At 44.0% G+C, this 11657-nt stretch carries 12 protein-coding genes; 5 read left to right on the forward strand and 7 right to left on the reverse strand.

Annotated elements, in window-relative coordinates; genetic code table 11:
* The first annotated feature begins 39 nt into the window (after positions 1–39).
* The gene (locus IKN49_00635) at positions 40–918 is read left to right on the forward strand and encodes a bifunctional 5,10-methylenetetrahydrofolate dehydrogenase/5,10-methenyltetrahydrofolate cyclohydrolase (GenBank protein MBR3631566.1); all 879 of its coding nucleotides are present in this window, start codon (positions 40–42) and stop codon (positions 916–918) included.
* Positions 915–1349, forward strand: coding sequence for a hypothetical protein (locus IKN49_00640; protein ID MBR3631567.1), 435 nt, complete (start codon positions 915–917; stop codon positions 1347–1349). Before IKN49_00635 ends, IKN49_00640 begins: the two co-directional genes overlap by 4 nt.
* A 44-nt stretch (positions 1350–1393) precedes the next feature.
* Here the strand turns inward: IKN49_00640 and IKN49_00645 are convergent, their stop codons facing one another.
* The 5 genes from IKN49_00645 to alaS all read right to left on the reverse strand — a co-directional run bounded on the left by IKN49_00645 (position 1394) and on the right by alaS (position 7621).
* Complete coding sequence (locus tag IKN49_00645; protein MBR3631568.1) at positions 1394–2089, reverse strand: hypothetical protein; 696 nt, start codon at positions 2087–2089, stop codon at positions 1394–1396.
* Between the two features lie 72 nt (positions 2090–2161).
* Complete coding sequence (locus tag IKN49_00650; protein ID MBR3631569.1) at positions 2162–2842, reverse strand: hypothetical protein; 681 nt, start codon at positions 2840–2842, stop codon at positions 2162–2164.
* Positions 2843–3045: 203 nt separating this feature from the next.
* Positions 3046–4050, reverse strand: a complete 1005-nt coding sequence (locus IKN49_00655; GenBank protein MBR3631570.1) for a hypothetical protein — start codon at positions 4048–4050, stop codon at positions 3046–3048.
* Positions 4051–4235: 185 nt separating this feature from the next.
* The gene (locus tag IKN49_00660) at positions 4236–4874 is read right to left on the reverse strand and encodes a hypothetical protein (GenBank protein MBR3631571.1); all 639 of its coding nucleotides are present in this window, start codon (positions 4872–4874) and stop codon (positions 4236–4238) included.
* Between the two features lie 137 nt (positions 4875–5011).
* Complete coding sequence (alaS, locus tag IKN49_00665; GenBank protein MBR3631572.1) at positions 5012–7621, reverse strand: alanine--tRNA ligase; 2610 nt, start codon at positions 7619–7621, stop codon at positions 5012–5014.
* An 83-nt stretch (positions 7622–7704) separates the two neighbouring features.
* Here alaS and IKN49_00670 point away from each other — a divergent pair, with 83 nt between their 5' ends.
* Genes IKN49_00670 through IKN49_00680 form a run of 3 tightly spaced genes read left to right on the forward strand, consistent with a single transcriptional unit; the run spans position 7705 to position 9427 of the window.
* A complete protein-coding gene (locus IKN49_00670; protein MBR3631573.1) occupies positions 7705–8058 on the forward strand; it encodes a hypothetical protein in 354 nt (117 codons plus the stop codon).
* A complete protein-coding gene (locus IKN49_00675) occupies positions 8055–8939 on the forward strand; it encodes a diacylglycerol kinase family lipid kinase (GenBank protein ID MBR3631574.1) in 885 nt (294 codons plus the stop codon). Before IKN49_00670 ends, IKN49_00675 begins: the two co-directional genes overlap by 4 nt.
* Positions 8939–9427 carry a thermonuclease family protein gene (locus IKN49_00680; GenBank protein MBR3631575.1) on the forward strand — a complete coding sequence of 163 codons (489 nt, stop codon included), beginning with the start codon at positions 8939–8941 and terminating at the stop codon, positions 9425–9427. The genes IKN49_00675 and IKN49_00680 overlap by 1 nt, the downstream gene beginning before the upstream one ends.
* A gap of 22 nt (positions 9428–9449) precedes the next feature.
* On the opposite strand, the gene IKN49_00685 is transcribed toward IKN49_00680, so the two are convergent.
* Together IKN49_00685 and IKN49_00690 are read right to left on the reverse strand one after the other, a co-directional pair.
* Positions 9450–10643 (reverse strand): pilin, encoded by a 1194-nt coding sequence (locus IKN49_00685; GenBank protein MBR3631576.1) that lies wholly within the window; start codon positions 10641–10643, stop codon positions 9450–9452.
* Positions 10644–11116: 473 nt separating this feature from the next.
* A complete protein-coding gene (locus IKN49_00690) occupies positions 11117–11653 on the reverse strand; it encodes an NUDIX hydrolase (protein ID MBR3631577.1) in 537 nt (178 codons plus the stop codon).
* Positions 11654–11657 lie beyond the last annotated feature (4 nt).

The raw sequence follows: 11657 nt of genomic DNA on the forward strand, positions 1-11657 counted from the left end.
AAGTCTACGTCCCTACGCAGAATTTGATATGATATATATATGTTACTTCAAGGAAAAGACCTCGCCGCTTCATTACGTGCCCCGTTAGCAGAACGGGCGGATTGCGTGCGGCATCATTTGGGTCGTCCGATTACCTTGTTTGCCGTAGGCTCTACAGAAGATTACGGGGCTTATGTGTATTTACAAAAAGAAGTGCAAGCCGCTGAAAAATTGGGTATTGCCACCCAAGTACATACTGTAAATTCCCAAACACCTGTTGCCTCTTTCTTGGCGCTGTTAGATCAGGCCTCTGCCGATCCGGCTGTAGACGCTATATTAATTCCCCGTCCATTGCCGGCGGTGTTGGCGCAAAGTGGTTTTACCGCTCATCTTTCACCGGAAAAAGATATCGACGGCATGTCTACGCTGTCTATGGGCAATTTGTTTTTGTGCAAAACTTGGGCAGACGTATCGCAACTCAAAACCTTTGTACCCTGCACGGCGGCGGCAGTTATTCGTTTTTTGGATTATCATCACATTTCACCGGAAGGATTAGAGGCCGTGGTCATTGGCCGCTCTCCTACCGTTGGAAAGCCATTGGCACATCTGCTCACGTGCCGCAATGCTACTGTTAAAATTTGCCACACATTTACACCCGATTTGTCCAAAGCATTGCAACAGGCGCGACTCATTTGCAGTGCCGCCGGGCAGCCTCATTTGTTGCATGCCGAAAATGTACCGGCCGGTTGTTGCGTAATTGATATTGCTACCAATTTGGATGAAAATCAACATCTCTGCGGAGACTGCCAAACCGAAGAGCTACTCGCAAAAGGATGCAATGTTTCTTCCGTTCCGGGCGGTATCGGGCCGGTAACGCTTGCATGTTTGCTCGAAAACATTATATTATGTGGAGAAAGAAAGAAGGAGACAAACCAATGAAAAATTTAATTTGCTTGATGACTATTGTACTTGGGACGGTCCTGCTGACCGCTTGCGCCTCTACTCAGGAAAATCCTGAAGAGCAAGGTACCCGTTATCAAAAGAAAATTTATTTAACGGAAAAAGATTATATGGACGATTTGGAAACCACTGCCCAGGCAGAACGACGGGAAGCCAAACCTAATACGGAATCCGAATACATCTATAATGTACAGCCGGAAACTCAAAAGAATGTATATTTCTTTGATTACCGCACCCGCCCAATGGTCCCCGGCGAACCTTCCGAGCTGGAATATAAAAAGACCAAACGTCTATGGGAGAAACCGCGCCGCTATTCCCCGGAACAATACTACGGTAATCAACCGGCCGAGGATACTTCTTCCTCCGGTTCTTCATCGTCTTATAATAGTTACGACGATTACGACTATTAAGACTCTGTTTACTTAAAAATCCCGCTTCTTAGAAGCGGGATTTTTTATAGGAACCATTCGACATGATCTGTGAAAATTCCGTCCACACCTTGTGTTTGTAACTGCTCCGCCAAAGTACGGTCGTTCACTGTATACACCAGCACTTTCCAACCGCGACGATGGCAGGTATCCAAGATAGAGGGAGTTAAGCGGGTATGACTGATATGCACGCTTTCAACCTCTAATTGTGCCGCCTGTTCTTCATCGAAACAACGGGTCAATAAACCGATACGGGCCTTGGGCATTAAACTGCGCAGGCGTTGCAGAGCAGGCACATCAAAACTGGAAAACAATACCTTCGATTGCAATTCCGCCGGCCAAGCACGCACTTGCCGGCATAAGACGTCCTCCAAAGCAGGATAGATATTATCATCGTTTTTGATTTCTATATTTAAGCATTGCAACTGTGCCGTGATAATAGGCAACACTTCAGACAATAAAGGCACATACTCCGGAGTATCATCAAACGGATTGGTAAGCGGATAATGTCGCAAATCTGCCGTTGTTAAATCAGCCAAGGCAACATCCACGCCGGCAGTGGCGGCTAAAGAGTAGTCATGATGCACGGCCAGTTGCCCATCTTTTAACAAATGGACATCCAACTCATAGCACGTGGCCCCTTGGGCGCGCGCTAGGGAGAAAGCTGAAAGCGTGTTTTGAACACGGGCGGCACTGGCTCCGCGGTGGGCAAAAACAATCATATTCTTATTGTAGCAAAGACGCCTTATAAAAAAAATCCCCCGCTCTTTTGAGCGGGGGATATATATCAAAAACTACAGTGAAGTACCGGAAACCACAGACATTCTATGCTCTCCGCGGCAATCACGATGTTGCATATCTTTGGGAATGTTGTAGAAGTTAATTACCCATTTCGGAAAACCATAGGTATCGCATAGCGTTTCTTTGTTTACGAGCGCAGCGGCCTCATTTAAAGATAGCAATTGTTCTTCAGCCTTAACGTGTACATAATACTTATGATTTGCTATCTCTTTCACTTTGGGCATTATCTTTGAGTTTAACTGATTAATTTGTATAACCAAATATTTAAGGGCACGAAAAGTACTTTGAAGGTCCCCGTCGGCCATCAAACCATCCTGTATATTTTTTTGGTAATAGGAAAAATCATCTACAAAAGACTGATCTAAGAGTTTATATCCCACGAGCGCATTCAAAGCATAAATGGCTCTTTTATGCTCGATTTGAGCTTGCTGTTCTAAAGAAAGTTCTTTTTGTCCAGCAGCTTTTTTCATGGCGGCAATATCTTCTTGTACTTTTGAATCAGCTGCTTTTAATGAAAGAGCTACCTTCTGTTCAAAATCCAACCTTTCCGCCACTTTGTCTGCGGCTTCTTTTCTTTGTGAGTAGCCAGTAATTTGCACATCTGCCCAAACTGACGCGTAAACAGCACTCACAGCCAAGCAGAGCAATCCAACTAACGCGATTATTTTCTTCATATTTTTCCTCCTTTTATGGTTAAAACCGGCGGCTTGCGCCCTGTCTTTAACCTATTTGATTTCCTTACCCCTATAGTATTTCAAAAAAACAAAGATACGTCAAGTGTATTTTAGGCCTTTTTTCCAATTGGGCCTAAAGACCTTATATCAAAAAGAACCCCCGCTCAAATAAGCGGGGGATTCATTTCTTTTTGTGGTAAATCTTATTTCACATTATAGAATGCTCTGGCAAACGGTTTTAAACGGGCGGTGCTGATTCCATTACCCAAAGTCAGACATTCGTGATCCACATTTTCGGCAATTTGATCTAACGAAGCCAATTTGCCGTAGTTGTACACAAAATAATACTGATGATTTAACAGGTCCTTTACTTCCGCCAACAATGCCTCGTCCTTAATGGATAGGGCCGTTTGAGCCAATTTTTCCAAAGCAATCTCTGCATCTTGATAAGCAAATGATTTTTGGGTGTCAGAGGCTAATACGCCTACCAGATACTGGTGTTTGGCAAGCACACCGTTTAAAATACCCGAGTGTTCTGCATGAGAGGCCGCCTGTTTTCTCAGTGCGTTTTCTGCTCTCAGGGCTTCCCGGAGCGCTTGCGGAGCAACCGGATTAGCGGGAATCAAAGTGTTAAAATAAGACTCTGTTTCTCTATCGAACCCCGCCGTTTTGGCCTGATAATTCGGCAGACTGTATTGTTTCACACTTAATTCGCTCAATTCAAGTGCCGCTTTTTTCAAAGAAACCAATCCTTCTGTTTTATAATTGGGGAAATAATACTGATGATTGAGAATGGCCTCAATATTTCTGCGCAACGTAGCATCTTCAATCCCTTGCATAAAAGAAGCGAAGATTTCCAATCTATTAACGTTGTCTTGATAATAAAATTTGGGCTCAGTTCCTTTTGTGTTATTGAAAATATCACGCAATTGCTGATGCCACTCTTCCACTTCTTCTAAAGTTACGGTTGCATTCGTAACGTCTTTTTCAAATAGATCTTTTAAAGCCTCAGAAGCTTCCTGAAATTCTTTTTCTTCTTGGTTCTTTAAACTCCCTACATCTACCGCTTGTGACAAAGCCTTTTCTTCTTTTTGGCTTCCCTTCTTAAATAAGCCACTATAGCTTGTCAAAACGGGGCTACTAATTATGGCGTGTGCTGTCCCTGAAAATAGACCAAGCACGCCAATCAATACCATCAGTTTTTTCATATTCTTTCTCCTTTGGGCTCACGTCGGCAGCTTGCACCATCGTTAGCCGATAATTTTTCCACACTTATAGTATCTTAAAAAAACATCTCTACGTCAAGCGTATTTTAGGCCTGTTTCCCGATTAGGCCTAAAGACCTATATCAAAACGAACCCCCGCTTTTTTTGAGCGAGGGTCATTGAAAGGGTTATCTCTTTCTATAATCGGGCTTCCCGGTAGTTTTATGGTATTGCACCCATTTATCGTACATTTCTCCAAGAAAAACCCCTTTTTCATGCGGATTTCCGTCGATCATATTAAGTGCATAGGGCAAGAAATACAATTGGCCGCGCACTAAATATTGGTGACAAAGCGCGATTTTAATCATATTGACTACTGTTTTGCTGTCAATTTTGCTAAAAGATTCGTCTAACGCCTTTCCCGCTCCTTGCACACGAAAAGCCACCATCCATTCTTCATCTTCCGGCCAATGGGATGCTTCTGGCATAGAAGTATTAAATCCATTGAACAGGGCCCCATGTAACTCTTGGATTTTTTCTAATTCCGCTGCGTATCTGGGAAATATAAATGCTAAACTTTTTAGCTGTTGTTGGCCTTTTTCAAATTGTTCTTTAGCAACTGCTGTAGCTTGCTCGGACGAATCTCCTTCCAATTCCGGGTGTTCCGGCAACAATCCTTTTTGTTGTGTTGCAGTCTGCTTGGATTCTTCATGTTTGATTAATCCTTTCAAACTTTCTCTCATAATCATATGCTCAGCAATTGGATTCATAGCATAAACCGCAGAAGCTAAACCAAGCACAGATACTAATAACATTAATTTCTTCATATTTCCTCTCTCGTTAAGATCCGCTAGTGGCTTGCACCAAGCGAACCGATTACTTTGCTACCCTCATAGTATCTTAAAAACGCAATCCCAATATCAAGCGTTTTTTGGCCCTATACCATTTTAGGTCTAAAGACCTACTACAGGATTTCCTTGACGGAACCCATGAAATCCTGCCAACTATCTTTGGCTTCGCCGCCGCCTTGAGCAAAATCCGGCCGGCCGCCGGCTTTTCCGTTCAAATTCGTTGCAATTTGTTTGGCCACTTCCACTGCATTCGTATTGGGCAACTGGCCCACCATTTTGACCACAAATGAACGTTTGCCGTCGCGGTCCGTAGCTACAATAATGAGGGCTTTTTCGTACTTTTGCCCAATAGTGTCGGCAATGGTGCGCAACTCGCGTGGTTGGGCTCCTTCTGCATTTTGAAGCACTACCGTCACGCCGTTTTTAAGGGTAAAAGCAGTTTGCGCCACGCCGCCGGCCGCCAATGTTTTCTCGCGGAAAGCCGCATAACGTTTCCGCACTTCTTTGAGCTCATCTAAAATTTGATTTAGTCGCACGCCCACTTCCGGCACCGGCACCATCAGTCGCGCGGCCATTTGTTCCACTCCGGCATGTACAGTCTTCAAATAGTCTAGTGCCGCTTGTCCGGCCACGCCTTCAATACGCCGCACTCCGGCAGATAAGGAACCTTCTTTCAAAGGCACTACTGTAATAACTTGCGCGGTATTGGTAACATGGGTGCCGCCGCATAATTCCAAACTATATTTTTTATCTGGTTCTTCAAAACTGCCTCCCATGAGCACAAAACGGGCCGGATCGGCATATTTTTCCCCTAACAAAGTGACGGCACCTAATTTAGCCGCATCTTTTAGCGGACGTTCCTGACAGGTAACCGGTAAAGCCTGTTCGATGGCTTGTTGCACCAGCGTCCACACCTGCTTCCAATCTGCTTGGGTAGGTGTTTTAGATAAAGTATAGTCAAAACGGAAACGTTCCGGGGATACAAAAGACCCACTCTGATGTACGCCGGTCCCAAACACTTTCCGCAAGGCCGCGTTCACCAAGTGAATAGCGCTATGATTGGCCGCGGCTCTGCCACGCAACGGGCCATTGACGGACAAAATCACTTCATCTCCCACAGCCAGCGTCCCTTTTACCTTATGCACAAATACTTTACCGATGGGTTTTTGTACATCCAATACCTCGGCTACTGTTTGACCGTCTTTCAAAATTAGTCCCGTGTCACCTACTTGGCCGCCGGATTCCGCATAAAAAGAGGTTTTATCAAATACGGCATACCCTTCCCCGTTTAAGGTTTTGACTTCTTCTAATTCCGGGTTCAGTACGCTTAGTACCCGCGCTTTTTGCGTCAGGGTGGTGTAACCGGTAAACTGCGTAGCCGGATAGGTCACCTCTACATATTGCAAATGTTTGACTTTTTCTTTGGAAAGCTCATCGGCATAACTGCGGCTTTTGGCCGAAGCAGCTTCTTTGGCCTTTTCGTAACCGGTCTCATCCACTTTCACTCCTTTGGCGGCCGCTATCTCACGCGTAAGTTCCAAGGGAAATCCAAAAGTCTCATGCAGATAAAAAGCATCTTCGCCCGATAGCATTTTCGTTCCGTTGGCTAGTAATGCATCCAGTTTTTCTTCTCCGGTTTGAAGGGTCTTCAAAAAGGTTTCCTCTTCTTTTTTGAGCACTTCTTCAATATGAGATAAATTTTTATCAATTTCCGGATATAACCCGTCAAAAATTTGACTGACTTTTTTAGCCAGTGTATATAAGAACGGCTCTTTACTGCCCATTAACTTACCGTAGCGGGCCGCGCGACGGATCAAACGGCGCAGAATGTACCCGCGCCCCTCGTTAGAGGGCAAAATACCTTCCGCAATTAAAAAGGAAGAACTGCGCACATGGTCTGCCATAATGCGCAAGGCAGAAATTTCCTGCGGAGTTTTCCCGTCTATATGTAAAATCTTTTTGGCCTCGTCGGTCAGCGGAGTGAATAAATCCGTTTCAAAAATATTTTGCTTTTTTTGCATCACCATGCAAAGACGTTCGAGCCCCATGCCGGTGTCGATATTATTATGCGGCAATGGCTGCAAGGAGCCGTCCTCTTGGCGGTTATAGCTTTCAAACACTACGTTCCAAATTTCTACAAATCGCCCGCAATCACACGTAATATCACAGTGCGGATTTTTACATCCTTTATCGCCAAAATCATAATAAATTTCCGTACACGGGCCGCACGGACCGGTGGGCCCCATGGTCCAAAAATTATCGGCTTCCCCTAATTCAAAAATCCGCTCGGCCGGCACATATTTAAGCCACGCCTGATAGGCTTCCTCATCGCGCGGAGCAATGCCGCCTTTGTAGATGCTGACATAGAGTTTGTCCGGAGAAATACCCAGCACTTTTGTTAAATACTCCCAAGACCAGTCAATAGCCTCTTTTTTGAAATAATCCCCGAAAGAGAAATTGCCCAGCATTTCAAAGAAAGTCAAATGTCTTTCCGTAAATCCTACGCTGTCAATATCGGTGGTGCGCACGCATTTTTGACAAGAACAGGCGTTTTTTAAGGAACGATCAATCCCCATAAAGTTAGCCTTAAATTGCACCATACCCGCAGAAGTAAATAACAAAGTCGGGTCATTGTGTGGAATTAAAGGGCTCGACGGCACTACCGGTAAACCTTTGGCATGAAAAAAATTCAAAAATCCGTTTCTCACTTCGGTACTTTTCATAAAAATCCTCTATTAATGGTATATAGTTATTATATCAAATAGCATAGCGGATTCACGGCCCGTCATTTTGTTATAATGAGGGTATGCATAAAATAATCGCTTATTTCTTAATTTTCGTCGGCTTGGTGCTGATGTTCTTTGCCTTCACGGGGATGTATCAAACCTTCGTGAACAAAAAACCGGTAGTACAGGTATTGCAATTAAAACCTTTTGCAGTCAATACGCAATTTGGCTCCATGCAAATGGACAGCACGCTCGTCAATCAAATTCTTAATCTCACCCTGTTTGCTCTATTTATGTTCTTTTTGCTAGGAGCGGGACGTGCGATAGCCGGTATTGGCAATGGTTTGTTAAAAACCGAGCGTATCTGCGAAACCTTGCAACTACTGCGTAAAGAAGATGTGGTGCAACACGAACAAGAGATTCGCAAATTATGAAAACGCTGTTTATTGTCAATCCCATTAGCGGCGGGAAGAAACAGCCGGCCGGCCGGTGGGCCGATTTGATTAGCACCTATTTTCCGCAAGCCGAAATTAAATATACGCAATACGCCGGTCACGCTACGGAACTGGCATCCCATGCCGTACAAAACGGGTATGAAAAAATCTTCGTAGCCGGTGGGGACGGCACGATTAATGAGGTGGCGCGGGCATTAGTCGGTACTTCTGTGATATTGGGTATTGTGCCCAAAGGCTCCGGCAACGGACTGGCCCGCGAATTAGCCATCCCTCTATGCTTTGAAAAAGCATTGGCGGCTTTGCAAAAAGCACAGGCGGTATCTTGCGATGTAGGCCTGGCTAACGGAGAGTATTTCTTCAATGTCGCAGGCGTAGGTATTGAAGCGGAAATCGCCCGCCAATTTGATCAATTTGGCAAAAGTGGCAAGCGCGGCAAGTGGCCGTATTTTAAGTTGGGAATTGAAGGATTTTTTCATTACAAACCTGCTTCTTTGCGTTTGCAATACGAAGGGAAAGAAGAAATCATCTGTCCGTTGACCTTAGTATTTGCCAACGGCACTCAATACGGTAGCGGCTTTTATATCGCGCCGCAGGCCAGTTTGACCGACGGAAAACTGGAAATGGTGGAAGTAAAAAATGTTTCCAAAATCCGTTTGGCATGGGCCGCGCCGGCTTTTTTCCGCAAAAAACCGCTTCCCAATACCGTGCAACGCACGCAATCTGTCACGCAAGCCGTTTTGCAAGCAGACGGAGAAATTGTGTATCACTTAGACGGAGAGCCTAAAGTGGCACAACACCGCTTGGAAATCAAGCTATTGCCACACGCTTTGCGATTACTCGTGCCCACAGGAGAACACTAATGGCACGCCGGAAACGAAAATCCATTTCTCAAAAACAAATCAAATTTTGGGTATCGCTGATTGTCGCGGTGATTGCCGCTGTCATGCAACAAACCGGCAAACCCGTATCTGAAGATATGCCCGACAGTAGCGCTCTGCAAAATGTATCTGTTGCTTCTGTGTACGACGGAGATACGTTCAAAATTAACTTAAATTGTTCTTTAGCGGTATATTGTGAAAAAGTACCGGTGCGGGTGTTGGGAGTAGATTGTCCGGAAATAAAAGGAAAAACCGAGAAAGAAAAACGCCTTGCTAAACAAGCCAAGACGTTTACTCAAAATTTCTTAGAAAAAGGGCCCATTTCTCTTTCTAATTGTCAGCGGGATAAATACTTCCGCCTTTTATGCGACGTCACCAACAGCCAAGGCCAGAACTTAGCCAAAGAACTCATCAAACACAATTTAGGCTACGAATACTGGGGCGGCACCAAATCCACCCGATATCAATAGGCAAAAATCGGTAAGTTGTACTTTATAAATCCTTAAAATTATTCGGGTCCATATAGTACGGGTCACAACGAGAAGATGCGCATTTAGGAGCAGAATCTGGGCAATATGCGCCACAACAACAAGAAGTATCCTCGTAAACATTTTCAGGAATATAATCTCCATATCGTTTACAAGCTCCATTTACGTTTGCATAACAAATTGCCCCATTTTTGAAGGTACTTGTAATACAGTTTTGACTTTTGTTTCCTACGCAAATACCGCCGTCATAAACACTTCCATCGCTTCCACAAGGACCTTCATGATTACAAATGACAGCTCCCTTTATTCCATTACTATTATGACTACAAGATCTACCATAACCAATAGTTTTACTGCCAACACACATTCCCCCTTCTTCAATAATAAGATCAGCACAAGGCGTGTAAGAACCCGCTGTTACCCGGCATACTCCGCCGTTTTTAATGGTAGAATGACAACATGCACAATTATTGGTCTTATAATCTCCAGGGCCTGCTATACATTCTCCTCCATCCTCTACGATCGTGTTATGACACCCATTTGTATCTGCTTGACAAATTTCTTCTTCTCCTATTGTCTTACTGTTTTGGTCTTGAAACCCACATTGGCCGTCACCCAAATGGTTTGAATCTAATGCATTACACCGAGTTGGGTCATCTTTATAACACTTGGTTTTACTCGTACTCCAACTGCGGCTCGCATTATCACACGTGGCTTTATCAATAGATTGGTCTAACAAATAACCCGTATAGCCATCAGCCGAAGTTAATTCTTGCCCTTGCAACAAACCACCGCAAAGTCTGTTGGCTCTCTCATCTCCGGTAGCCGCTTCACAATGTAACTGTCCGGCAAATTTCGGATTATCATCTAAGTAACTAGCCAGTCTTACATTGGCTAGTTTGCTATTTGTCACTCTGATTACATTGGGGTCAGAGGTGTTATTGGGTGTAATTAAATTAAATGTTAAATCGTTGTTCTCCATTGTCACATCCAAATTAGCCATGGTGTCGGTATATCCGTCATTGGACATCTTAAATGCTTCTTCCGCGTCTTTTATCGCTTTAGCTCCCGGGAGCATTGTACTCCAATGGCTTTTATCCACCGCCCCTTGATACATTGGGATGGCAATGGCAGAAAGAATCCCAATAATCAGAACTACGATTAATAGTTCTATTAAAGTAAAGGCTTTCTTTGACATTTTTATTCTCCTTTTAAACAGGCCTAAAACGCCCATAATACAACGTTTAATGACTCAGTGCCTTAAAAACAGCGGCGTCATAAAAAATGGTAGCAAAAAAAAAAAAACGAGTCAAGCCTTTTCTGATAATACTTTTTCTTCCCGAAGAAAAAGTATCCAAAAAGACGCTCAGCCAATAAGCAAAAAAGAATCTGCAAACGGCTGTTTGATAAACTCACTTTGCTCATACATATCAAACAGACTACCCCGTTTGCAGACTCTTTTTTACTACGCTTCAAGGCCGATTTATAACAACAAATACCGTTTACAAATTTCGGGGATGATATTATTTAATTGCCCTCCTCTCGTCACCCCGCAGGGTTTCTGTGCGGGGTATGACGCCGTTGCAAAACGACCCTATCAAGGCATAAAAAAGCTGTTATACCGAGCGTAAACCCTAGCCCTGTATAACAGCCGTTTTTTTGTTGAATTTTCTACGAATGCAAACGATACCACTGCAGTAAAATCAAAGTTTTGGCATCGTGGATTTTTCCTTTTTCAATCATTTCATACACGACACGCAGCGGAAATTTTTTCAAATTAATAAATTCGTCTTCATCCGGCGCATCTTTGCCGCGGGTCAGACCGGTGGCGATGTATAAGTGCAATTCCTCGTTGGAAAAAGCATTGCTGGGGTGAAACATTAATACTTCTTTCATCCTTTTGGCACTTAATCCGGTTTCCTGTTTTAGTTCGGCTTTGGCACACGCCAAAAAAGTCTGCCCCTTTTCCCGCTTTCCGGCCGGAATTTCCCACGTTACTTGACCAATCGGGTATCGGTACTGTTGCACCAAATACACATGGTCTTTTTCTACGGGCAGTACGCCGCAGGCACCGCGATGGTCAAAATACAAACGCGTGGAAGTATGACCGTTAATCAAACGTACGGTATCTAATTTAACCCCCAGCACCCCTCTATACAAAGTCTTACTGGACACTTTGGTTTCTTTTAATTTACTATAATGAGACATATAA

The sequence above is a fragment of the Elusimicrobiaceae bacterium genome (assembly GCA_017528825.1).
Classification (GTDB): Bacteria; Elusimicrobiota; Elusimicrobia; order Elusimicrobiales; family Elusimicrobiaceae; genus Avelusimicrobium.